We start from the raw sequence: 24001 nt of genomic DNA on the forward strand, positions 1-24001 counted from the left end.
ATGGCTAAATCTCTGTCTATACCAGCAAGCACCAGCAGCGCGCAATTACCTTGGCGCGCCTATTTTGAAATGACCAAACCCAAAGTGGTCGCCCTGATGTTACTGACAGTACTGGTGGGAATGTGCCTCGCATTGCCCGGCGCAGTGCCATTGCAGCCGCTTATCTTTGGCATGATAGGCATAGCCATGATGGCGGGGGCAGCGGCGGCTTATAACCACTTAATTGATCGCCGCATTGATGGTTTAATGGCGCGTACCTATAACCGCCCATTACCAAAAGGCAAGGTCTCGGTAATCAAAGCCATGACCTTTGCCACTTCTATCGGCTTAGGCGGTTTTGTTATTTTGTATACCTTAGTTAACCCACTTACCGCATGGTTAACCTTTGCCAGTTTAATCGGTTATGCTGTGGTGTATACCGCTTATCTTAAGCGCGCTACCCCGCAAAATATCGTCATTGGCGGCTTAGCTGGGGCAATGCCACCTTTATTGGGTTGGACTGCTGTCACCAACGAATTACATGGCAACGCACTATTACTTGTTATCATCATCTTCACTTGGACGCCGCCGCATTTTTGGGCACTGGCGATTCACCGTAGAAAAGAATACGCCAAAGTCGATGTCCCAATGCTGCCAGTCACCCATGGGGTTGAGTTTACTAAAACTTGTATCTTGTTATATACCTTGTTACTGGCTATTGCCTGTTTATTGCCAGTACTGGTTGGCATGTGTGGCCCCGTTTATCTTGTGGGTTCAACCATTCTAAGTTGTGGCTTTATTTATAAAGCCTGGCAACTTAAGTATCACGACAAACCAGGGCTGGCGATGGATGTGTTTAAGTTCTCGATTTATCACTTAATGATTTTATTTTTAGTGCTATTAGTTGATCACTACTTATGGGTATAACTCGCTTTATCAGTGCTTATCGCCATGGTGAAGTTGAAGATAAAAACAGTGAACGTAAAGATAAAAATAATGGAGTGAATGAGTGAAAAAAATTATCGCGTTAGCTTTCATTATGCTGGGCTTGGGCGTCGCTGTTGCTACGCTTTTCCCTAGTCAAAAAAGTTCATCCGCAACAATCGCCACTGCCACTAAATCAAGGCCGGATCTGGCACTTGAAACAAGTTATTTGTTTGATAACCCAAGACCACTGGCACCTTTTAGTATGCAAGACCAATTGGGGAATACCTTTACCAATGAGCAGCTTTTAGGTAAGTGGAGTTTAGTATTTGTCGGCTTTACTTCATGCCCAGATGTTTGCCCAACAACCCTTAATAAACTCAATGCCGCCTACCCAGAGTTGCAAGCAGTAAGCGACAATATTCAAGTGGTGTTTGTGTCAGTGGACCCCGCAAGGGACAGCCAAACTAAACGTTTAGATTACATCAATTTTTTTAACCGCGATTTCAAAGCCGTTACTGCCGATCACGCTCAGCTATTTCCTTTTACTCGTGATTTAGGTTTTGCCTACGCCATGGTTGGCGACGGCGAAGATTACCAAGTGGATCACAGCGCCAGCTATGTTTTAGTATCACCACAAGGGGAAAAGTTTGCAGTGTTTAAACCTAAAGCCCAACCCGGGAAAATACCACAGATTTTGAATAAAGAGCTGGTTGCGGATCTAAAGCAGATTATTGAAAGTGCTTAAGGTTTTTATATAGGTATTGAAATATAACAAAGCCTCAATATGAAAATATTGAGGCTTTTTGTTTTGACGAGGACTGATGTAGTAACTCATTTGTGGACAGAAATGCGTTAGAGTATTTGGTCTAGGTGACCGAATATAGATTAGAAAAAGTAATTTAGTTTTCCGAAGCACCTAATGGAGCAGATCGATTGTTCTAGTTAAATTCTAAGAATGTGGCCAATATGAGTTGGCCACTACAATGCGTACCTTAAGAATATTTCTCAAATTGAGCATAGTCAGCACCGCAGTCCTATAAACTTTATGTTAGAAGTTACAGCCGAGTTGATTGACTATGCTTATCAACCCCAAAAACCTGGTTTAAATCTAACGAAAGGCGAGTTCTCGCTTGAGCAGAACTGAGGTTAATTAGAAAATAACTCTTGGCTGACCTGCAAAGTCATGTCCACAGTCGTGTCTTTGCCTTTATTCACAATCACATCTGGTTGTATGCTTTGCTTACTAGTATCACCTGACACTCGGGTTATGTAGCGGCTAGGTGCTAAGACAAGTAATTTAGTATTAGGTAAGTAAAAAGGGTTCAGGTTGCCAGTCTGATTGGCGTGCCCACCTGTGGGCTGCCCCACTAATTTCGCTACTTTGTGATCTTGTAGCGTGGTGGCAAAAACGATTCCTGCTGAGTAGGTCATCTCGTCAATCAGCACGACCACTTCACCTTTGAACCTTTTAGATGGTTCGACAGGCTCGATGATTTGGCTGCCGATAACATCTAGCTCAATGATTTCACCTGGCTTACCTTTGTAGCCAAACAGTCCATTATTATCGTTAGATAGTTTTTCAATAACGGAAGAGGCTTGGTTGAGTTTTTTATCAGTGAGGTAACTAATCACCTCCGCCCCCGCATCGGACTGTCCACCAGTGTTACCTCTGACATCAATAATTAGCTTTGCTACTTTCATTTCTTTTATCTTAGCGAAAGCGTCTTCAACAAAGTCTTCGAAGCCTGACTCTTCGTCCACATCGAAGGTGCCAAGTTTTAAGTAGGCATTCTGGTTAGCAATGATTTTTAGCCAGTTATCGCTCAGCTTGTTTTGTTCACTCTCCCAATTCCCATGACTGGAAAGCATCATGGTTTCTTGCTTGTTGTCGTGTTCCAAAACCAGCTTAAAGTTGCCGCGCCATTCATAAATCGCATTTAACCAGTAGTGAAATAATAGGGTGCTCATGTGCATTCTTAGGTTGGCGGTTTCTCCATGGCCATATTCCGCAAGCTGTTTCAGAATCGTCTCGCCGGCCACACCGTTGATAGAGACCACTTTCGTTCCTTTTTCTATTAATGCACCGGTGGACTTATTTTTATAGACCTTGTTGATATACAGAGAATGGTTTTGAGTAAATACGCCAAAGGGGAAGAGGTTTTGTTTTTTGTCTTCTGCATAGGTTCCTTCAGCCAGTAACGGGAACAGTAGGCTATGGCCATCTCTAAAATAGGGATTGATGGTGCCAATCAAACGAAAATATTCACCACGACTCATCTCGTTTTTAATTTTGCTGCTCATAGTCGCAAACTTTTCATTAATGGCTTTCTCGTCTGTCAACTCATGATAAACCGGATGCCTTGCCGCCATTTGAGTTTGTAAATAGGCCAAATCTTCCTGTAATGCTTTTTGAGCAAAGCTTTGTTTCGTGAAATCGTCATTCACCTCATCGTGTATCCATGCATCCATTCCCATGCCGCATCCCGTTGTTGCCAAAATGATTGTGAATAGTAATACTGTTCGCATAATTAGTTACCCCTCCTCAAAAAGTTGTCAGCAATTTAGCAAAGGAGTGGTAAAGAAAAGGTCAAGAGATAAATAAAAGCTAAAAATAATCTTTTAGTCGCAGGTAAGCATCTTAAATATAGAATGGACTCTAGAAATAATGGAATTTAAATTATCGCTGCTCATTATTGAAGACAATGCCTTATTAGCACAACAGCTGGGAGATTATTTTACTGAAACAGGCTATCGGGTCGATTATGCCTATAACGGTGAGTCTGGTATCAGATTTTGTAAGGAAAATCGTTACGACGTGGTGATTCTGGATCTTTCATTACCGGATATTGACGGCATTCAAGTCTGCCAGCAGATAAAGTCGGATGCCACAACTATCATTCCTGTGTTGATGTTAACGGCCCGGGATGCGTTACATGAAAAGCTGGAAGGTTTTGAAGCGGGTACAGACGATTATGTGACTAAACCCTATGAAGCTTCGGAAGTACTGGTAAGATGCCAAGCCCTAGCTCGCAGGAATGTGTTACATCAAACCCAAGAAATTAATATCGGCCCTCTGCAAATTAATCAGATCACTAAAGATATCTTTCGAGAGGGAACAAAGCTGAATTTAAGTCAAAAGGACAGGCAAATCCTGATGACTTTGGCTCAGGCACATCCAGCCCCAGTTAGCCGCACTGAGCTGCTGGACAAGTTGTGGGGAGAGGATTTTCCAGATAGCGATGTGCTCAAGTCTCATATCTATACTCTTAGGCAGGCTCTGGACAAACCTTTTTCCCATTCCATGTTAAAGACAATACACGGAGTGGGTTATAGATTGCAGGAGCAAGCGTGAAGAGTATCGGCTCACAGTTACAGCGCCTTTTTCTGCTGTTTAGCTTTTTTCTTACTAGCCTATTGATTGCTATCACCATCTTTTATGCCTACATGATTGAAGACAACATCTTCAATGAGCAGCTATACAGCGAAGCCAAATACATACAGTCGCAATATCAGGCACAAGGAGAGATTGTCAGTCCTCGTTATCCCTACATGTATCTGGTATCCCGTTGGCAGGACTTGTCTGCGGACATAGTCGTACAACAAAGCGATGAGCCCAATAGAGTCGAATATACACTCCCTGACGGCATAGATATCCATGTGTTTCCATTTAGGCTCGACGAGAAAAAACAGGTTATCTTGGTGTCTAAGGTGAGTGGTCTAGGGGTCAATGATCGCTCCTGGCCGCTGGTTATCCCCTTGTTTCTGATTTTTGTATTGATGCTCATCGCAGTGGGATCTTGGTTGGTTTATCGATTTATTCGCAACATTACTGCGCCGCTAAATCGGCTCAGTGAAATCATGTTTAACATTCAGTCACTCGACGAGCTGCCCTCGGGTTTTACAGACACTTTTCCCGATAATGAAGTGCGCTCTCTGGCAGGATCTCTGAAGAAACTGTTGGAGCGTTTGCATCTGACTTTGGACAGAGAAAAGCAGTTTACCCGAGACATCAGCCATGAATTACGAACGCCGGTGACAATTCTAAAAAACGCGCTAAGGGAATGTAACGAACAAAAACTATTACCCAGTAAATATAGCCAACAACTGAATAAGGCCGTCGAACAACAGCACCAGATCCTGAATGTGTTAACCACCCTAGCAAGAGAAGAGTCCAGTCAAAAAAAGCGAGTTAAGCTATTGTTCGCCATTGAAAGAAGCGTGCTTTCCCTGCCTGATTTGCAAAACCAAGAAGACTTTAATATCGATATTCAGGTACTTGCAAAGACTCGGATCCTAGCTAGCCCAGTATTACTGAAATTGTTACTGAATAACCTAATTATCAATGCCGTAAAACACGCAGGTGAAAAGCGGTTACAGATCTCGTGGCAGGGAAATGAATTACAGTTTAAAAACCCGGTGAACGAGCCAGTTCCCCTCAATGTGACTCAAGCCAGAGTCAAAGGCAAAGCAAGCGATGGCATTGGGCAGGGGCTCAATCTAGTGCAGCGCATTGTGCAGTTTCACGATGGAGCATTAGAGCTTAGGAATCAGCAAGAGGGGCAACGACACTTTTTTATCGTGGCGATCGCAATGCCACTTACGGATTGAGTTGAAAAAGAGAGAGAAAAGACAAAGCACGTAGGCAGTCTCTTTTTGTTGTATCTTTATTCGCTAATACAAAATTCCTTTTGTCACAAAGTGACTTCCCCAATCGAGATTTGAATACACTTTTACTGCATAAATATCACCGTTCTCACATTAGCTTTATTTGGGCAAATTACGAATGATTGGATACGCTAATTTGTTCGGCGAAGCTAATAAAGGGGCATAAACGAGTTACCAGCACCAACTTTATACTTCATTTTTATTGGCTAAATTACGGAAGACCATAACTTCAACTTAATCCATTGCCTGCCGCAGGTGATGTATAGGATATACAAATGTCGCGATCACATGGATGTGAAAGAGCGACCTTATGTGCAGATACAACTGCGAGACGCTGCAAGTACGTCCATGTAAGCTCTGCCAAAACATCCCTGTTTTGGAAGCTCGCTGCTGCATCTACACCCGAATTTTCATTTCTTCGATTTGACTGTATTCGTGACAATTTAAAGAGAAAAAGGATCTAAAACTTTCTGACTCAATTTGAATTGAGGACGCAGAGAAAATAGCGTGAGCCTGACAGGACGTCAGGCTAGCTTTCGCGGTGCATGGATGCACCATCGGAAGCGTTAGCATTTTCACTCTTTGCAATAAAGAGGTGACCGAAGCGGTTTACAAACGACGTTGAAAGCTGGATCAATCCCCATCGAAAATCATGCGCTTTTCAGCATTTTTCGTCGGGGGCGGCAGGGTGATCCAAGAGGGTATTGCTGTTGATACCCTTTTGGTCGGGTGTGGGTGGAAAACCCACGATGTTAATCCAAACGGAGTTTGGAAAAATAGCACCCAAAGAAAGAAGTTATTCTGTCGGCCAACTGCCATCATTATTCGGTCTTAACCAGGCTTGCGAAAACCAATAATAACCTGACTTAGTTTTACTCGGTGCAGTGCAGTTATAACGGCTTCGACCTGCAGGTAAGTTTGCTGAAGCTTGAATATTAAACTCAGTTTCAGACACCCAAGTCGGCTTTTTAGCGCCTTGGCCTTGGACAAAACACATCACCTGATGCGGGTAAATATCAGTGGTGTCCAGCTCAACGGTTAGCTCAGGTCGCCACTGACCTTGGCTTAACTGTGGGTCAGTGATATTTTGCTTCACCACCGGCATATTGAGGCTAGTAAACTTGACTTTTAAACTGTCTAAATCAGCATAAGGGCCCGCCACAGGAAAACGTGGCAGCGCAGTCAGTATTGAGTATTTTCCCGCGGCGCCAGATTGTTGCCCTAAACCAATAAAGGCGTGCTTTTTCAGAATATCTTCAACATCGCTATTGTACTCACCATATGGGTAAGCCAGCATTTTTACACTCTGACCGGTATGCTTGTTAATTTCCGCTTCCGTTGCTAGCAAGTTTGCTTCGATTCTATCAAGCCATTGCTGCTTAGATTCGCCATCAAGCTTACGATTTAGATGCTCATGGGCCCAGCTATGGTTGGCGATTGTAGCGCCCTTTTCAGTGAGCGTTTTAATATCATCCCAACTCATCATGCCGCGATAACCTTTTTCAATCGGCTCTACTGACACAAATACTGTATAAGGAAAATCATATTTGGCTAATATGGGCGCCGCAGCCATACCGATACTGTCATAGCCATCATCAAAGGTAATAACGATGCTTTTATCCGCTAATGGCGTGTTATTCTTTAGCGCATTTACCGCTTGGGTTAATGGAATGATGGTAAACTCGTTTTCAGCAAGGTATTGCATTTGCTCTTCAAATTGAGCTGGCGTCACACTGGTACTTGCAGGTGTAGTTTCTGACACATGATGATATTGCAAGATCACCACGGCATTGGCATTAAGTGATATTAACCACAATAACCCCAATAGAGTTCGTTTTAACATATTATTCCTATGTCCATAAAAGCATTACTTTTTAACAGCCAAAAAAACCGGCAGCTTTTTGCTTTAGCCTTACCGATGATTTTATCGAATATCACCATACCGTTATTAGGTTTAGTCGATACCGCAGTCATCGGCCATTTAAGTGAGGCCTATTATTTAGGCGGGGTGGCGCTTGGCAGCACAATTATTACTTTAATTGTCTGGTTGCTGGGCTTTTTGCGCATGTCCACCACGGGGCTGGTCGCCCAAGCTTACGGCGCTAATGATACCGTAACTCAGCAAAAATTGCTGGTGCAAGGCGCTTGCCTTGCATTGCTGTTTGGTGGCGCAGCAGTGTTATTGCAGCAACCGCTGCTCGATTTTGCCATGTCTTTAAGCCAAGCCAGTGCGCAGGTGCAGCAATTTTGCCGCGAGTACGTAGAAATTCGTATTTGGTCGGTGCCATTTGCACTCTTAAATTTGGTGTTACTTGGCTGGTTACTGGGCAGGCAAGCGCCCAAGGCGGCAATGTGGCAGTTAATCATCGCCAATATCGTCAATATCGTTTTAGATGTAGTGTTTGTGATTGGCCTAAATTGGAATGTAAAAGGCGCCGCGCTTGCCTCTGTTATCGCTGATATGTGTGCCTTTACCGTTGCAGCTGTCATTGTAAAACGCGCTTTATATCAACAGGCTGATTTTAGTTTGCGTCAGTTAATGGTTCATATCAGCTTAAAAGGCTATTCACGCTTATTAAAATTAAATCGCGATATCTTTATTCGCAGCTTATGTTTGCAAGCCAGCTTTACCTTTATGACTTTTTACGGTGCGGGCTTAGGTGATGACATCATTGCCGCTAATGCGGTGCTGCTTAATTTACTGATGCTGATCTCTTACGCCTTAGATGGCATAGCTTATTATGCCGAAGCCGAAGTGGGCCGCGCGGTGGGGCAAAAAAACCTAAGTTTATTACATGACTCAGTGACCCTTGCCGCCACTTGGTCTGCCATGTTTGCTGTTGGCTTTAGCCTGTTATTTTATTTTGCGGGTAGCAATATCATTGGCTTACTCACCAATATTGAGCTGGTGCAACAACAAGCCGAGCATTACTTGATCTGGTTGGTATTCATGCCGTTGCTGGCATTTGGGTCCTACTTATTTGATGGGGTTTATATTGGCGCAGCTCAAGGTAAAATGATGCGTAATAGCATGATTTTATCGACCTTTGGGGTGTTTTTTCCCTGTTGGTATTTACTTCAAGAATACGGCAATAATGCCCTGTGGGCCGCCATGAGCGCCTTTATGTTATGCCGTAGCCTGTCGTTAGCACTGCATTACCGCTACAGTGACTGCTTTAAACAGCTATAAGCGCTCTTTATTATTGAATTAACAGTAGATTTATCAGTCCCGCGACTGATAACATCTAGTTAACAACAATAATAGGGATGATTTTAATGAAACGGATTTTTAGCTTACTAGTGACGCTTTGGCTATGCTCAGCTTCAGTTAGCGCCCAACAATTACCGCTGGAAGCATTTGCCAGCATTCCAGATGTTAGCCATGTGACCATGTCACCTAATGGCAAAAAAATAGCTTCTTTAGTCCGCTTAAATACCAATGAAATGAAAGGCTCTATTATTAATATCCTTGATATTGATAGCCGTGAGTCTTTTTATCCACTGCAAACAGATAATGAAAAATTTGTGATTTTATCACTGCAATGGGCCAGTGATGATGCCTTATTAATCAAAGCTAAATTCCCTGCTGTACGCTACGGCACGCCAACTACAGAAACGAGGTTGATGAAGTATTCTATCAGTAAAAATAAAACCTCTAGCATTATCAGCAGTCGCTCTCTTAAAAAATTCAAATGGATGCCGCAAATCCAATCTAACATCATCGACTATTTGCCAAATGATAAAGAAAAACTGTTACTGGGCATTAGTGGTTTAGGTAGCAAGCCCAATTTTGAGTCGGTTATTAACATCAACTTGAACAATGGAGCTTTCAAGTTTGTGCAACCAGCAGAGCCACATATCCAAGACTGGTTAACCGATAGACAACATAAAGTCAGAATTGGCATTTATCACAAAGATACTCAGTTCAGAATTTACGAACAAGCTGACACAGGTGAAGATAGGCGTGTTTTATGGGAGTTTGAGGCCTTTGCTAAGGAACAAATTTGGCCGATGGGCTTTGCGCAAGACCCCAATATTCTTTATGTAAAAGCATATCATGATGACTTATTGGCTATTTTTAAGGTTAACTTAACCGACCCAAAACTAACTAAAGAATTGGTGTTTAGCAGAGAGTCCTATGACGTTGAAGGCTCATTAATTTACTCAAGTCTCAAACAAAGAGTCATCGGCATTAATGACAGTGACGAATCTGAATATACATTTTGGGATGACGAATACGTTCGCTTAGCTAATGGACTAAATAAAGCGTTACCAGACTATCGTAATTACATCACTCAATTTAGTGACGATGAACGCCGCTATATTGTCTACTCAACCAATGCCAAAGAAGCGGGTATTTATTTCTTTGGTGATCGTGATGCCGGTGAGTTACTCCCTATCGCATACCGCTATAAAGAGTTAAACCCTGAATTATTAGCTGATACTAAAACCCTGACTTATAAAGCCAGAGACGGCTTAGAAATCGAAGCTTTTCTAACGACGCCCCAAAACAAAGAAGCTAAAAACCTACCTACTATTATTTTCCCCCATGGCGGCCCCATTAGTTATGACTCAAATAGCTTTGATTATTGGACCCAGTTTCTAGCCAACAGAGGCTATGCAGTACTGAGAATGAACTTTCGAGGTTCATCTGGTTACGGCTTTGACTTTATGCAAGCAGGGTTAAAAAGCTGGGGCTTGGATATGCAAAACGATGTTGAAGATGGTACCCGCTGGCTGATGGAGCAAGGTATTTCAGACCCTAAAAAAATATGCATTGTCGGCGCCAGTTATGGCGGTTATGCCGCACTCATGGGTGTGGCTACCACCAAAGATTTATACCAATGTGCAGTCAGTGTGGCGGGTGTCACCGATGTGGAGTATTTAGTCAAGTCTTCAAGACGTTACACTAATTTTGAAATCGTTAAAAAACAAATTGGTGATGACTATGATGCCCTATATGAGCGCTCACCATTAAGCAAAGCTAAAGACATTCATGTCCCAGTGTTACTTATTCACGGCGATAAAGATCGCGTGGTGCGCGTGCAGCACAGTGAAGATATGTTTGATAAGTTAGACGACCTAAAAAAGCCTGTGGAATATATCGAACTTGAAAACGGCGATCATTATTTAAGTAATAATGATCATCGGATTCAGACCTTTATCGCCATTGAAAAGTTTTTACATCAAAATTTACATTAAGCTTTAAATTCAGAACAGTACCCAGTAAATCAACACTGTGGTACTGATTCTTTATCAAAAAAACGTTTAAGAGAAACAATCAATAATGAAATGGATTTCCATACTAATCACCACTTTGGTGCTAAGTCAGCAAGCTTTGGCTACCGATAATACTCCCCCAAAAACTGCCCCTAAACTCCCCGTTGAAGCCTTTGCCAGTATTCCCGATGTCAGCACTGTAAAGCTGTCACCAAATGGTAAACACATAGCATCGTTAATTTTGGACGATAGCGCCGAAGAGCCACATAAGATTGTGGCGCTGTTTAATACCGAAACGGGTCAGTTTCATATACCGCTTAAAAATGACCATGAACGCTATACCATTTTTAATTTAACCTGGGCCAGCGATGAAATCTTGCTCATTGCAGCCACTTTGCCTTCGAAACGTTTTGGAAAAAATGCTAATGAAAGTTTGCTGATAAAGTACAATATAAAAACCGGTGATGTGGGCAGCGTATTAACTAAAAAAGCCCTTAAACGTTTTAAGTTTAATCCTCAATTTCAGCATCACATTATCGATTTACTCCCTAAAGATCCTCAGCACATTTTGCTATCTGTTGCCGGATTTAGTGAGCGAGTGAATGAAGATAGCGTGGTAAAAGTTAACTTGTATTCCGGTAGGGTTTCCACTGAACAATACTATCGAGAGCATGTTATCGGATGGATGACCGATCAACAACACAAGGTGCGTATTGCCACTTATCGAGACCCTGATACCACCGAATATAGAACCTACGAGCAAAGTGAAGCCAATGGTGAATTACGTTTACTTTGGAAACACGAAGCATATTCAGAAGACAGCGTTATTCCTCTAGGATTTGACGTAAACCCCAATATTCTCTTCGTCAAAGCTTACCAAGATGGTTACTTTGCCATTTTTAAAGTTGATCTTAGGGATCCTACACTTCATAAAGAACTCGTATTTAGCGAAGACAATCGTGACGTTAATGCACAATTGCTGCACTCTAATATCACTCGAGAGGCCATTGGTATTGCCGCAGGTATCGATAATGAATATCACTTTTGGGATCAAGATTATCAAAAACTGATCAAGCGCTTAAAAAGCGCATTACCCGATACCCAAAACTACCTGACTCAGTTTAGTAAAAATGAACGCCGTTATATTGTTTTTGCTACAAGTCCTACTCAACCAGGGTTGTATCTTTATGGCGATCGCGATGCAAACAGGCTAGAAGTGATTGCGACCAAGTATTCGCAACTCACGCCAGATGTATTAGTCCAACCTCAAGCAATGAGTTATACCGCCAGAGATGGTTTAGAGATACCTAGCTACCTTACATTGCCCAAAGGACGTGAAGCGAAGAACTTACCTACCATTATTTTTCCCCATGGTGGACCTAATTCTTATGTTGGCGAAGAATTCGATTATTGGGCTCAGTTCTTTGCTAACCGAGGTTATGCTGTACTGCAAATGAACTTTAGGGGCTCGGCGGGCTACGGGCTTAAGTTCACCACTGCTGGACATAAAAATTGGGGGAAAGAGATGCAAACAGATGTTGAAGATGGCACTCGCTATTTAATCGACCAAGGTGTTGCTGACCCAAATAACATATGCATAGTTGGCGCTAGTTACGGTGGATATGCCGCCATGATGGCCGCAGCAAAGACCCCTGAATTATACCAATGTGTGATCAGTTTTGCAGGTGTGGCTGATGTAGAAGACTTAGTGAAGCTATCCCGTTTTTATACTAGTCATGAGATGACTAAAAAGGTGTTAGGAGATGATTATGACGACCTGTATGAACGCTCTCCGATTTATCATGCTGATAAAATTAATGTGCCCATTTTATTAATCCATGGTGATAATGACAAAGTGGTACAGGTGAGCCAAAGCCGAGATATGTATCGAAAATTAACCTCGTTAGATAAACAAGTCGAATATGTTGAAATCGATAATGCCAATCACAACTTATCCAACAACCAACACCGTTTAATGACCTTTAAAGCTATCGATAAGTTCTTATCTAAAAACCTATAATTGAAGCAATGAAAAAGGCCCGCACATATTGGTATATGTGCGGGCCTTTCTATTAAAAATTTTTACCCAATTACTTAACGCAAGTTCTCAGCTAAAGCATTTAACTAAAGCACTTAACTAAAGCACTTAACTAAAGCACTTAACTAAAGCACTTAACTAAAGCACTTAACTAAAGCATTTAACTAAAGCGATTAAAACTTAGCTTCAAATGCGAGGCTGAAATGTCTACCATCACCGACGGTGACGTCAGTGTTGGTGCCGCCATCTAGGTATTCAGTATCAAATAAGTTTTTGATATTAAAACGTACATTCATATCAGTATTGTTTACTGCAAATGAGTAAGCTGCGCCGAAATCAAATCTAACATAGTCATCTTTAACTATGGTGTTTTGAGTATTGGCAAAACGCTCACCGACATAGATAGCACCAAAGTTAAGTGCGACATCATCGGTAACTTCGTAACGAGTCCAGATATTTGCTGACCATTCAGGTGCATCTACCGGGGTTTTACCGTCTAGCTGTTCAGTATCTTGGCTACTGGTGACATATTTTGCATCTAGATACATCATTGAGCTGGTGACGAATACATTGTCACTGACTTGTCCTTGAGCGCCCATTTCAAAACCACGGTGATGCTGCTTACCGCTTTGGGTGGTGATGTACTCATGCTCGCCAATAGGTTGGTCTAATTGTTCGCGCACTGTAACGTTGCTCACTGTGGTGTCAAAAACTGCACCAGTTAATAGTAAGCCGCCATCATACAGTTCCCATTTGGTACCGATTTCATATTGCTCACCGTACTCTGGGTCTAAGTTCATACCATTATTGACATCGTCTTCATTGTTAACGATTGACTGAGGATTGAAACTTTTGGCGTAGTTTACATAGATGCTGCCGTTATCTGAAGGCGAGTAAATAACCCCAAGCTTAGGTGACACGGCATAGCTATTTTCACCATCGCCGTCTTTTTTCTGCTCGTCATAACGCAGGCCTGCCAGTACTTGCCACTGATCATTAATGGTCATTAAGTCTTGTACATAAAAACCATAATGCTTATAGCTTGACTCTGACTTAGTGGTGTCTCTGTTGTAATCCAGATCAGGTCTAGGTACATAACCACCCGGCTGAACCATCTGCGCGTCATCGCGGTCAATAAGTTGACCATAGTAATAATCGAGAATGTTAGCACCAACTAACAATTGATGTTCCATGCCAAAGCCATTTACGACACCAGTGAAATCCATATAAGCGGTTTTAAGCTGCCAATCATCGTGGCGATCAAACGCCTTAATTTGGTAACCATCGGTAGTTGGATCCATACCTGCCACCATCGATGGAGACGAATCTAAGCGCTGACGGGTAAATGATTGATGGTTATAACCTGTGGTCATTTTCCAATCATCTGATACATACCAGGTTAAATCAGCACCCAGGTTTTGCACCTCGTTGTCAGTAAAGGCCCACGACATATCCCAGATATCTTCGCGATCACCAACTAAGTCACCGTTACCATCTAACCAGCCACCGCTATCGATACCGGTTTTATCATCGGTGTAATCATAGGTCAGTGATAACATCACATCATCATGCAGGTCGAATTCAAGGTTTAAGTACCCTAAGAAACGGTCACGTTCTTGAGTATCATCGCCCTCACCGTCCTGGTATTCACGCCAGTATTTTGTATCTTGCTTAACTAATACAGTGCGGTAACGGATTGACTCAGCATCATTTAACGCGCCGCCTGCATCAAGTTGAAAACGAGTTGAGCCGTTCTCATCGGTATCGAACCCAAAGTCAAACATGGTTTCAGAGGTGGCCTTTTTGGTCACCATATTAATCAAGCCACCTGGGCCTGATTGGCCATAAAGCATGCTTGATGGGCCTTTTAAGACTTCGACTTGCTGCAAGGTTTCAATCGGCTGCACATAGTGCGAAAACTGCTGCTGACCATTAATTAAAAAGCCACTGCCAGAATCTAATTCAAAGCCACGAATATTAAATACTTGGCGGTTCCACTTTTCACTGCCGCCGGTCACACTTGAGTCGTTAACTAATACTTCAGATAAATTAGTTGCTAACTGCTCATCAGTGACAAAATCTGGAATAACGTTCACTGATTGCGGCGTATCCATCAAGGCAATATCACCCCGCATGGCGCCTGATGACGAGCCTACTTTGTAATTATTAAAATTCATGCCTGTTACTTGAATTCGCTCAATGTTCAACTCGAAATCTAAGCCGTTATCAGTGTCATTAGTTGCTTCTTCAGCCGCTAATGAAGCTGAGGCTAAACTGGCAACAACAGCAAATGCAATAGGTGAGATTTTCATACAAAGTAGCCCTTTAAATGGCAGCAGTCGTTAATGAGATGGATTATCATTTGCATTACGGCGAAAGTGAAGCCATTTATTTAACAGAAGTAAATAACTGTGAACAAGGACACTGTTGTAAGTAAATTGTAGAAAGTTTACCTGAATAAATGTTGCATAAATGGATTAACTAATGTTCATCCAAGCTAGATGAGTTTAATCGCCAAAACTAATACAGATATTAATTATTTAAACAAAGTTACACAAAATCAGAAATTAACAAATATTAAACATGTGTATTTATTAGCTTAAATTTCATTATTTTTCGAAAACCTCACTTAATAGCAGCTAAAAAAATTCATTACCAAGAATTTTTATTCAAATAAACTTTTAGCTTTATACGCCCTCTACAGCTTTAAATGTGACCTCGACAACACAATGACACTTATATGCCACTCTTTACATTTCTTTAATTGCAGTTGCAAATGAGATTAATTATCATTACCCATATAGCGTGTCAGTCATAATTGTTAGCTGCTAACTTTTGTCATTGTCATCCATAAATATTTAACCTGAGAACGTAAATATGAAAGTTGTACCCGCTTTAAAGTGGTTCCATAATTGGGTCGGTTTTGTCATTAGTATTTGTATGCTGATAGTGCTGACAACGGGAGTGTATCTCGGCGGCATGGACATGCTAAAAAGAATGGATGATAAAGGCCAAACCTATGTGCCGTTAACCATTGAGCAAAAAGCACAAGCCACTGAGTATATTTTTGAGCATTACCCAAAAATGAGCAGTGTACGTTTTCCTACCGAACATACCCCTTACCTTGAAGCTGCTACCCGTGGGCAATCTATCGCTTTTGATAGCGAGTTCAATGAAATCTCCCATTACAAGGTGACAGAAATTCCGCTTTGGACCACGATGTTTTGGTTGCACAGAAACTTCTTACTGGGTGATATTGGTAAATACGTTAATGCATGGGCATCGTTCATTGGTGGCGTCATTACCCTAGTGGGTATTTACCTTTGGTGGCGAGTACGTAAAGGTTTTAGACTCAAGCACTCTATTCCAAAAGACACCAAATCAAGCAGCCTAGTTAAAAGCCACATTCAATTAGGTTTATTCATATCAGTGCCACTGTTTTTACTCTGTATTACCGGCTTTTTGATTACTTATAAAGGCTTATGGATGGATGCGCTCAAGCACAAGCCAACCGCAGAAATTAATTATCCAGTAAGTAAAGCTAACGATTGGCAAAGCCAGCTACAAACCGCCCAAGATTTATGGCCTGAATCGTTATTAGTATCGGTTAATAAACCAAGGCAGAAAAAACCCGATCCTGATGCACCAAAGGCGGCTAAACCTCAAGCGATGAATTACAGTATCAACTTTGATAGTCATGCTGATGTCTGGCTTAGAAATGCTGACAGTATCACCATGGATCATCAGCACGGCAAAATCGTATCAAGCCTGAAGCACAGCGATAGAAACTTGTCAGGTCAAGTGGCCAGCTTTGTTAGACCACTGCATGACGCATTGAATATGCCACTTAAATACGTTGTATTTATTACATTAGTCGCAGTGGTTGGTACCTTGATTCTATTATTCAGCACAGTCACTTTTTATCGACGTATATTCAAGTCAAAAAAGAAAAAGTAGCCACCTAAATTCATTTGATATTATTAAATTACAGCTATAAAAATAGCGGCTTAAAGCCGCTATTTTTATTATGTCGCATTTGATAAATAACTATCCGATTTATTCATCGATATAGGCTTGAACAGTCCCTTCTACCGAGTCATAGACAATTTTTATCTCTGCACTATTTCGACCTGCAGTATCACCAAGCGTTCGCAGTACATAAGTACATTGGGTCTCACCTGTACCGCCCGCAGCTGCATGTCGATATGATTCAAAATCCACATCATCGGAAGTATTTCTAATGGCAACCGATGGTGGGCTTTCTATCAAAGCGTTCCAAAGATCGACACACCCTTGCTGACCTTGACCAATATTGACAGGGTTGGCCATAGGGTTGTTTTTACCTGTGCCTAACGGATAGCCAAAAGCATTCATGTCGAGATCGTTATTGGCAAAGTCAGGTAGATCATTCATCGGATCACTGCCACCAATAATTTGCCAACGTGTATGGGAAAAAGTAACCGACTGCTCAAAGGATGCCGCTACCGCCTTTACTCGGCTTATTTCAGCATCACGTTTTACATCTATAAATTTACTCGCCGCTATTACTGCTAAAATAGCCAATACAATAATAACCACTACCAGCTCAATTAAGGTAAAGCCTTGCATTTTTAACGGTTTAAATTGAGTTGTTTTTTCTGCCATGAAGTTATCCTGCTCCGTTTTCATACTTAAGTTATAGCACAAGGCTCCCACTCAGCGTAAGTGACGGCCAATAAAAAACGCGACCATATTGGCCGCGTTTAGTGTAAAATTTGAATTAGCTATTGCTGTATTTTACAACAATAAAACCTTGCAAATTTACTGGTAAGAGTGAGAACCATGTTGATGGTCAGTCACATCTTTCACACCAGAGAGCTCACCAGGGAACATCTCCAGTAACTGTTTCTCAATGCCATCTTTTAAAGTGATATCAACTTGAGAACAACCATTACAACCACCACCAAACTGCAGTACTGCAACTGCATCTTCCGTGATTTCAACTAGCATGATGTTACCACCATGGCTTGCTAACTGCGGGTTAATCTCTGATTGAATCACATATTCAATACGCTCTTTTAATGGCGCATCTGAAGACACTTTACGCATTTTAGCGTTTGGCGCTTTTAAGGTTAGCTGCGAACCTAATTGGTCAGTAACAAAATCAATGCTCGCTTCTTCTAAAAATGGTGCGCTTTTTTCGTCAACCATGGCACTGAAGCCGTTGAAAGGTAATTCAGTGTCATCCGCTTCTACAGCGTCAGGTGGACAATAAGACACGCCGCACTCAGCTTGGGCAGTACCCGGGCTGATTACAAACACACGGATATGCGTGCCTTCAGGTTGATCGGCCAGTAATTTAACAAAATGCGCCTGAGCCGTATCAGAAATGTTGATCATAAAAACTGCTCCGTTAGATAGTACTTTAAAGTGTACTAAAAATAGTACTTGAGTAATTTAGTAAGAATTAGCGCTATGATACTCCTAGTTGCGACGGCTTTGTAGTCCTGCAGTGAGCAAGTTGCATAAAAAACACCGAGAAATTGCGCTTTTTAATGGCGATTTAAGTTTAATCACTTTATGGTGATTGTATTGTTTTCTTTTTATGATGTTGTTTCTTATATGATTAGCTTCAATGCATTGTTTACTCGTCTCGCTAAAGGCACCTTTTTCGGCTTCATTATCTGTATGCCATTATTTACCGTGGCGCAGGCTGATTCCCGCATTGAGCAGCGCCTCGGGGCTGAGAAAATTAATAAAAAAATCACCCAACCTACTGAATATTTAGGTTATCCATTGGGCGAGTGGCATTTAAGACATGATCAAATTAATCACTATTTACAACTATTAGCCAGCCAAAGTTCGCGAGTTTCTTTAGATTCTGCTGGTTACTCCTATGAAAAACGCCAGCAACTTAGCGCGGTCATTACCTCAGATGACAACCAACAGCGGCTAGCTGAAATCCTCGCCCAGCGCAGCCAAGTAAAATACGGTGTCAAACAACAAGGTCCATTACAGCAAAGCCCATTGATTATCTGGTTGGCCTATTCGATTCATGGCGATGAAGCCAGTGGCGCCCATGCGGCGGTGGCGTTAAGCCATTACCTTGCCGCATCTGATGAAGATTGGGTAAAAGAATTACTCGATAATACGGTTATTTTACTGACTCCGACCCAGAACCCTGATGGTTTTGATCGCTTTGCTAACTGGGCAAATAGCAATCGAGGCCAAGTGATTATTACCGATCCTAATCATCGTGAGCATAATCAAGATTGGCCCGGCGGACGTTTTAATCACCATTTCGCTGACTTAAACCGTGACTGGCTATTTCTGCGCCACCCCGCCTCTCAAGGCAGAGTGGCGTTTTTCCATAAATGGCAGCCCCATTATGTAGGGGATTTCCACGAGATGTGGCAAGACCAAACCTACTTCTTTCAACCTGGTGTCGCTGATAGAGTCAATCCGCTGACCAATCCTGCCAATCAAATGTTATCCAATGAGCTAGCGGCCTATCATCGTAAAGCGCTGGATGAGGTTAAGCAGCCATATTTTAGCGGGCAGATGTTTGATGACTTTTTCTATGGTAAAGGCTCAACCTACCCAGATATCAATGGCGCTGTGGGTATTTTGTTTGAGCAAGCTAGCTCCCGTGGTCAAGCCCAAGAGTCCCCCAATGGTGTGGTCACCTTGCAAAATAGTATTGATAATCAATTTTCTACTTCACTATCAAGCCTGCAAGGCGCCCATGCGCTACGTAAAAAATTGATGACATACCAAAGTGATTTTTTTGCTCGCAACAGTAAGCGCACCCGTGACGGTAAACAAACTGGCCGCCTTATCAAAGCCCATGGCGGTAATGCCCATATCACTGAGCTTGCAACGATATTGCAGCAACACCAAATCAGCTTCAAATATCTAAACCGTGAACTGGAAAACGATGACATACTCTTTAAGCCGTCAAACAGCCTGTTCATTCCTCAAAGTCAGCCACAGCATGACTTATTGCAAGCATTGTTTGATAAGCGCACTGAGTTTAAAGATGAAACCTTTTATGATATTTCCACTTGGAATTTTGAATCAGCTCTGGGCTTAAGTATCAGTGAAAATGCTAAACCCAACCCCAAATATCTCACCAATAACACGCCATATGTCGCGGCGACTGAGCAGCTAGATAACGCCAGCAATGTGGCCTTTATTATTGACTGGCAACAAGCGGCCGCGGCGCCCATGTTGCAGCAATTACTTAGCCAAGGGGTACAGGTTAAATACGCTAAAAAGCCCTTTAGCCTGCCTGATCGCAGCTCTAACGCCAAAAAGTCAGCAGCAATAGACTTCACAGCGGGTAGCCTGCAAATTCCCTTACGCCAGCCCAACTACAAAGGCAATATCGCCTTACTTGTTAGCCAGCTTGCCACGCAATACCAAGTAGATGTCACTGCAGCAAGCAGCTCACATACCTTAGCGGGAATGGATCTTGGCAGTGATGAATTTAGCGTGATCAACCCCATTAAGCCGTTACTGCTCACAGGCATAGATACTAACGCCTCAGAAACCGGGCAAATGTGGTATTACCTTGATCAAACGCTTGCCGCGCCTGTCACTATGGTGGACAGCAATCGACTAGCAGGCATTGATTTATCAGGCTATAGCCACATTTTTATGGCTGATGGGCCTTATCATTTAATCAGTGATGCCAGCGCAAGAAAGCTGGGCAAATTTGTAATGGATGGCGGCACTATCGTGGCGCAAAAGCGGGCGCTGGTATGGCTCAATAAGCGCAATATTCTTAAGTCTCAGCCTAAAACCAGACTAGAGCTGAATAAATTATTTAGCACTTCAGGGATGAGTTATGCGGATAAGTCTAAATTAAATGCCAGACAATCCATCGGCGGCGCCATTGTGGCGTTAACACTGGATGAAACCCATCCAATCAACTTTGGTTTACCTAACCCGCTGCAAGTGATGAAAAACCGTGAGATAAGCTTTAACCTCACTTCCACGCCATTTATTGTGGCGGCGGACTATACCAATGAGCCACTGATGAGCGGTTACCTTGCTAAGGAATATCAGCGCGCTTTTGCCAACACCCCAGCAATGATTGTTGAGCCCAAAGGCAAAGGGCATGTTGTGGCATTAACAGATAATTTTTTGTTTAGAAATATATGGTTAGGCTCTGAAAAAGTCTACGCCAATGCGCTGTATTTTATCCAAAAATAACTGACTAATTTACAGTCTGCCTTTCATAATAATCCCGGTGCTTCAGCCCTTGCTAAGCACCAAGTTTGCACATGGGTATAGTGCGCCGCAAATAAGCGGCTAATTTCATTCACCGTGGTGCCTGTGGTCACCACATCATCGATAAGCGCCACCCGCTGGTAGGGGTTATCTCGCTGCAACGTAAATGCATCGGCGCAATTTAAGCGACGCTGCTTACCATTAAGTCCCGCTTGGGCCTTGGTATCAACGCAGCGCACCAATAAACTATCGTCCATCGGAATACCAATTTGCGCACTGAGCTCTTTAGCAATCAGCCAAGCTTGATTAAAACCGCGCTGCTTTAAGCGATTGCGATGTAGCGGCACCGGAATGAGCACTTGGGGAAGTTGAATTAAACCTCTGGCCGCCAAATCCATCACCCTTACGGCTAATACTTGCACCAAGGCCGCTAATGGCGCGCATTGCTGCTGATATTTAATCCCAGCTATTAACTCCCCTAAGCCTTGATGATAACTGCAAGGGGCAATGACTAACATGGGTTCAATATGCTGGCAGTGGCCGCAATACACTTGCAATAACGGCATCGATTTACCACAACCTAAACAGACTTCCTGCTGATAAAGCCCCGCCACAAGGCAGGTCTGACACACCCCCGTATGCGGTTTAGCTGCAGAGTACTGAATGATATCTTGTTGACATAACAAGCAGCGGTTAGGCAGGTTAGCTGCCACTGCAGCCATCAATGAAACTAACCGCGCTGTATTATTGTGCAAATTGAGCTTGAGGAGTTTTGAGAGTTGCCAAGCCATAGAATATCCTTATCCTGTATGACAGTTGTTTTAACCAGCGATCATTTATTAATCGCCACTTTTTGAGGTTAGCCTTTGAATCCACCAGCGCTGCACATTACTACTATTACGCCTAAAGCTATTTCTCATACAGATATGACTCATGAAAATAGCACCGACGTTATTGATATCGTATTGCTACATGGCTGGGGGGTGAACTCTGCGGTTTTTCAGCCGCTACAAACCGCATTATCAGAGTATAGAGTGCATTATGTCGACTTGCCGGGCTTTGGTGATAGCCAAGCAAATAGCGATAATATTGAAGCATGGGCAGCGGCGTTAGCTAAAGCTCTACCAGAAAATGCCATCTGGCTTGGTTGGTCATTGGGGGGCTTAGTTGCCACTCAAATTGCCCTAAATCATCCTCAGTCGGTAAAAGCGCTGATCACTGTAGCCTCTTCGCCTTGCTTTATGGCCCAAGAGCAAAATCAGTGGCCGGGGATCGCCCCTGAAGTGCTCACGCAATTTCACCAGCAATTAAATGTCAATCTAGCCAAAACGGTCGAGCGATTTTTAGCGATTCAAGCCATGGGCAGTGACTCGGCCAAACAAGATATTGTAGCGATAAAAAAATTAGTGTTGGCTAAACCTTTACCGACCCAAGCAGTACTCGATCAAGGCTTAGATATGCTCAAAGAGGTTGATTTGCGGCCCCAGCTTACGGATATTAGCCAGCCATGGTTACGTATTTGGGGCAAATGCGATGCCTTAGTACCCAGAACCATCATCCGCCAGTTACCCCAAGCCAGTAATATTACTGACATTGTCCACAATAAAGCCTCCCATGCGCCGTTTATTTCACACCCACAGGCCTTTATAGATGGCTTATTGCCATGGATAAAAAAACATCAAATATAGGCTATAAAACCTGCTAGCATTTGGTTATAATTTAAACATTAACTGTTTGTTTTTTAAGTGAGTGTTATGCTAATTGTCACTAATTATCCCCAAGTACCGCTTGCAACAACGAATGTTGCAACGGATCTTGCTCGGGCGGATAATCAGCAGGCAAAGCCAATATTACCGCCACAAGCGTTAACTAAGCCCCACCATGAACGGGCGCTAAATCAAAAAAACGAATCATTATTCCGTTTAAATACCATAGAGGAAAAGCATCGCCAGCAGCGACAATCCTCAGATCAACAGAATCAGCAGCATCTATCCCAACAATCAGCTTTACAACAGCAAGCACCTCAAAGCGCACCGTTAACCGGCTTATTGCCACAACTGCTGCGAGTAGCAGCCAGAAATAATCCCACTGTTAGCCGTCGTGACATTCAGCCCAAAACGCCCACTAAGTCGACTGCAATTAACAGCGAAAACAATAAAAAAACCGAAGTTAAACAACAGATAAAGCAGCATTCTGATGAGTTTTATAAACAATTTGGCCAGCACATAGCCACATGTTACCAGCAATGCACCACCCCTTCGCCACTCGCTCATCTGCTGATATTAGTCTAACCCTGCTCTCACTTTAATTAACGGGCTTGATGTCTTCACTTATTATGGCCGAACGATTACTAACTAATCATTATTACCCGCTAATCATTGTATTAGGTAATAGTCGTTATTTAGGCCATAAGCATCAATCACACATTCACTTCAAAAGATTATCTATTAATTTTTGATAATAACTCAAATGACAGCCTATTTATTCACCAGTAAGTAATGGCTAATATAGCTTCATCAGCAACAGGGCTGAACCAAATTCAACTTGATACATTATAGGAACTATCATCATGGCTAGCTTAACTATCGTAGCAAACATCATTACCAAAACTGACAAAGTAGAGCTGGTTAAAGCGGAACTACTAAAACTTATGGATATAACTCGCGCTGAAGCCGGTTGCATCAATTACGACTTACATCAAGACAACGAAAACCCTGCACATTTCATGTTTTATGAAAACTGGGAAAGCCGTGAATTATGGCAAGCACACATGGGTAACGCACATTTAGCCGAGTATATGGTGGCAACCGAAGGTGCTGTTGAGCAGTTCATTTTAAACGAAATGACTCATATCGCTTAATTGGTCGCACTATAAATTTTACAAAATAAAAAGGCCTTAACAGTCACGAGTATTCTCACGATGTTAAGGCCTTTTTTGGTTTAACCCTAAGCCAAACA

At 42.5% G+C, this 24001-nt stretch carries 18 protein-coding genes; 12 read left to right on the forward strand and 6 right to left on the reverse strand.

Annotated elements, in window-relative coordinates; genetic code table 11:
* Both cyoE and Q4591_RS03845 read left to right on the forward strand, forming a co-directional pair.
* Window positions 1–906, forward strand: coding sequence for a heme o synthase (cyoE, locus tag Q4591_RS03840; RefSeq protein ID WP_102440128.1), 906 nt, complete (start codon window positions 1–3; stop codon window positions 904–906).
* A gap of 112 nt (window positions 907–1018) precedes the next feature.
* Window positions 1019–1651, forward strand: a complete 633-nt coding sequence (locus Q4591_RS03845) for an SCO family protein (protein WP_102440180.1) — start codon at window positions 1019–1021, stop codon at window positions 1649–1651.
* A 401-nt stretch (window positions 1652–2052) separates the two neighbouring features.
* Here Q4591_RS03845 and Q4591_RS03850 read toward each other — a convergent pair whose 3' ends face one another.
* Complete coding sequence (locus Q4591_RS03850) at window positions 2053–3432, reverse strand: S41 family peptidase (RefSeq protein ID WP_303459463.1); 1380 nt, start codon at window positions 3430–3432, stop codon at window positions 2053–2055.
* Between the two features lie 139 nt (window positions 3433–3571).
* Here Q4591_RS03850 and Q4591_RS03855 point away from each other — a divergent pair, with 139 nt between their 5' ends.
* Both Q4591_RS03855 and Q4591_RS03860 read left to right on the forward strand, forming a co-directional pair.
* Complete coding sequence (locus Q4591_RS03855; RefSeq protein WP_303459466.1) at window positions 3572–4258, forward strand: response regulator transcription factor; 687 nt, start codon at window positions 3572–3574, stop codon at window positions 4256–4258.
* Window positions 4255–5514 carry a HAMP domain-containing sensor histidine kinase gene (locus tag Q4591_RS03860; protein ID WP_102531850.1) on the forward strand — a complete coding sequence of 420 codons (1260 nt, stop codon included), beginning with the start codon at window positions 4255–4257 and terminating at the stop codon, window positions 5512–5514. Before Q4591_RS03855 ends, Q4591_RS03860 begins: the two co-directional genes overlap by 4 nt.
* Before the next feature lie 853 nt (window positions 5515–6367).
* Here Q4591_RS03860 and Q4591_RS03865 read toward each other — a convergent pair.
* A complete protein-coding gene (locus Q4591_RS03865) occupies window positions 6368–7414 on the reverse strand; it encodes a polysaccharide deacetylase family protein (RefSeq protein ID WP_102439437.1) in 1047 nt (348 codons plus the stop codon).
* Between the two features lie 9 nt (window positions 7415–7423).
* On the opposite strand from Q4591_RS03865, the gene dinF reads away from it, so the two are divergent.
* The 3 genes from dinF to Q4591_RS03880 all read left to right on the forward strand — a co-directional run bounded on the left by dinF (window position 7424) and on the right by Q4591_RS03880 (window position 12811).
* On the forward strand, window positions 7424–8761 hold the full coding sequence (gene dinF / locus Q4591_RS03870) for an MATE family efflux transporter DinF (RefSeq protein ID WP_303459467.1): 1338 nt from the start codon (window positions 7424–7426) through the stop codon (window positions 8759–8761).
* 86 nt (window positions 8762–8847) lie between these two features.
* Window positions 8848–10773, forward strand: a complete 1926-nt coding sequence (locus Q4591_RS03875) for a S9 family peptidase (protein WP_303459469.1) — start codon at window positions 8848–8850, stop codon at window positions 10771–10773.
* Window positions 10774–10858: 85 nt separating this feature from the next.
* On the forward strand, window positions 10859–12811 hold the full coding sequence (locus Q4591_RS03880) for a S9 family peptidase (protein WP_303459472.1): 1953 nt from the start codon (window positions 10859–10861) through the stop codon (window positions 12809–12811).
* 191 nt (window positions 12812–13002) lie between these two features.
* Here the strand turns inward: Q4591_RS03880 and Q4591_RS03885 are convergent, their stop codons facing one another.
* Entirely contained in the window at window positions 13003–15141 is a 2139-nt protein-coding gene (locus tag Q4591_RS03885; RefSeq protein WP_303459475.1) for a TonB-dependent siderophore receptor, read from the reverse strand.
* A 565-nt stretch (window positions 15142–15706) separates the two neighbouring features.
* Between Q4591_RS03885 and Q4591_RS03890 the strand changes: the two genes are divergently transcribed.
* Window positions 15707–16786, forward strand: coding sequence for a PepSY domain-containing protein (locus tag Q4591_RS03890; protein ID WP_102439432.1), 1080 nt, complete (start codon window positions 15707–15709; stop codon window positions 16784–16786).
* Window positions 16787–16885: 99 nt separating this feature from the next.
* Here the strand turns inward: Q4591_RS03890 and Q4591_RS03895 are convergent, their stop codons facing one another.
* Both Q4591_RS03895 and nfuA read right to left on the reverse strand, forming a co-directional pair.
* Window positions 16886–17473: a type II secretion system protein gene (locus Q4591_RS03895; protein ID WP_303445891.1), complete on the reverse strand. Its 588-nt coding sequence runs from the start codon at window positions 17471–17473 to the stop codon at window positions 16886–16888.
* 156 nt (window positions 17474–17629) lie between these two features.
* Entirely contained in the window at window positions 17630–18208 is a 579-nt protein-coding gene (nfuA, locus tag Q4591_RS03900; protein WP_076538256.1) for a Fe-S biogenesis protein NfuA, read from the reverse strand.
* A 192-nt stretch (window positions 18209–18400) separates the two neighbouring features.
* On the opposite strand from nfuA, the gene Q4591_RS03905 reads away from it, so the two are divergent.
* Complete coding sequence (locus Q4591_RS03905; protein WP_303459479.1) at window positions 18401–21025, forward strand: M14 family metallopeptidase; 2625 nt, start codon at window positions 18401–18403, stop codon at window positions 21023–21025.
* Between the two features lie 23 nt (window positions 21026–21048).
* Here the strand turns inward: Q4591_RS03905 and Q4591_RS03910 are convergent, their stop codons facing one another.
* Window positions 21049–21765: a ComF family protein gene (locus tag Q4591_RS03910; protein ID WP_198589328.1), complete on the reverse strand. Its 717-nt coding sequence runs from the start codon at window positions 21763–21765 to the stop codon at window positions 21049–21051.
* Between the two features lie 204 nt (window positions 21766–21969).
* On the opposite strand from Q4591_RS03910, the gene bioH reads away from it, so the two are divergent.
* The 3 genes from bioH (at window position 21970) to Q4591_RS03925 (ending at window position 23903) form a co-directional block, all read left to right on the forward strand.
* Entirely contained in the window at window positions 21970–22731 is a 762-nt protein-coding gene (bioH, locus tag Q4591_RS03915) for a pimeloyl-ACP methyl ester esterase BioH (RefSeq protein ID WP_303459506.1), read from the forward strand.
* A 66-nt stretch (window positions 22732–22797) separates the two neighbouring features.
* Window positions 22798–23334 carry a hypothetical protein gene (locus Q4591_RS03920; RefSeq protein ID WP_303459482.1) on the forward strand — a complete coding sequence of 179 codons (537 nt, stop codon included), beginning with the start codon at window positions 22798–22800 and terminating at the stop codon, window positions 23332–23334.
* A 278-nt stretch (window positions 23335–23612) separates the two neighbouring features.
* Complete coding sequence (locus Q4591_RS03925) at window positions 23613–23903, forward strand: putative quinol monooxygenase (RefSeq protein ID WP_102439428.1); 291 nt, start codon at window positions 23613–23615, stop codon at window positions 23901–23903.
* The last annotated feature ends 98 nt before the right edge of the window (window positions 23904–24001 follow it).

The organism is Shewanella sp. 3_MG-2023, from assembly GCF_030548765.1.
Taxonomy (GTDB): Bacteria; Pseudomonadota; Gammaproteobacteria; order Enterobacterales; family Shewanellaceae; genus Shewanella.

Excerpts from the sequence above, each read along its gene's own strand:
- cyoE (WP_102440128.1), top strand. The coding sequence starts at position 1 with ATGGCTAAATCTCTGTCTATACCAGCAAGCACCAGCAGCGCGCAATTA.
- Q4591_RS03845 (WP_102440180.1), top strand. The coding sequence starts at position 1,019 with ATGCTGGGCTTGGGCGTCGCTGTTGCTACGCTTTTCCCTAGTCAAAAA.
- Q4591_RS03850 (WP_303459463.1), bottom strand. The coding sequence starts at position 3,432 with ATGCGAACAGTATTACTATTCACAATCATTTTGGCAACAACGGGATGC.
- Q4591_RS03855 (WP_303459466.1), top strand. The coding sequence starts at position 3,572 with ATGGAATTTAAATTATCGCTGCTCATTATTGAAGACAATGCCTTATTA.
- Q4591_RS03865 (WP_102439437.1), bottom strand. The coding sequence starts at position 7,414 with ATGTTAAAACGAACTCTATTGGGGTTATTGTGGTTAATATCACTTAAT.
- dinF (WP_303459467.1), top strand. The coding sequence starts at position 7,424 with ATGTCCATAAAAGCATTACTTTTTAACAGCCAAAAAAACCGGCAGCTT.
- Q4591_RS03875 (WP_303459469.1), top strand. The coding sequence starts at position 8,848 with ATGAAACGGATTTTTAGCTTACTAGTGACGCTTTGGCTATGCTCAGCT.
- Q4591_RS03880 (WP_303459472.1), top strand. The coding sequence starts at position 10,859 with ATGAAATGGATTTCCATACTAATCACCACTTTGGTGCTAAGTCAGCAA.
- Q4591_RS03885 (WP_303459475.1), bottom strand. The coding sequence starts at position 15,141 with ATGAAAATCTCACCTATTGCATTTGCTGTTGTTGCCAGTTTAGCCTCA.
- Q4591_RS03890 (WP_102439432.1), top strand. The coding sequence starts at position 15,707 with ATGAAAGTTGTACCCGCTTTAAAGTGGTTCCATAATTGGGTCGGTTTT.
- Q4591_RS03895 (WP_303445891.1), bottom strand. The coding sequence starts at position 17,473 with ATGGCAGAAAAAACAACTCAATTTAAACCGTTAAAAATGCAAGGCTTT.
- nfuA (WP_076538256.1), bottom strand. The coding sequence starts at position 18,208 with ATGATCAACATTTCTGATACGGCTCAGGCGCATTTTGTTAAATTACTG.
- Q4591_RS03910 (WP_198589328.1), bottom strand. The coding sequence starts at position 21,765 with ATGGCTGCAGTGGCAGCTAACCTGCCTAACCGCTGCTTGTTATGTCAA.
- bioH (WP_303459506.1), top strand. The coding sequence starts at position 21,970 with ATGACTCATGAAAATAGCACCGACGTTATTGATATCGTATTGCTACAT.
- Q4591_RS03920 (WP_303459482.1), top strand. The coding sequence starts at position 22,798 with ATGCTAATTGTCACTAATTATCCCCAAGTACCGCTTGCAACAACGAAT.
- Q4591_RS03925 (WP_102439428.1), top strand. The coding sequence starts at position 23,613 with ATGGCTAGCTTAACTATCGTAGCAAACATCATTACCAAAACTGACAAA.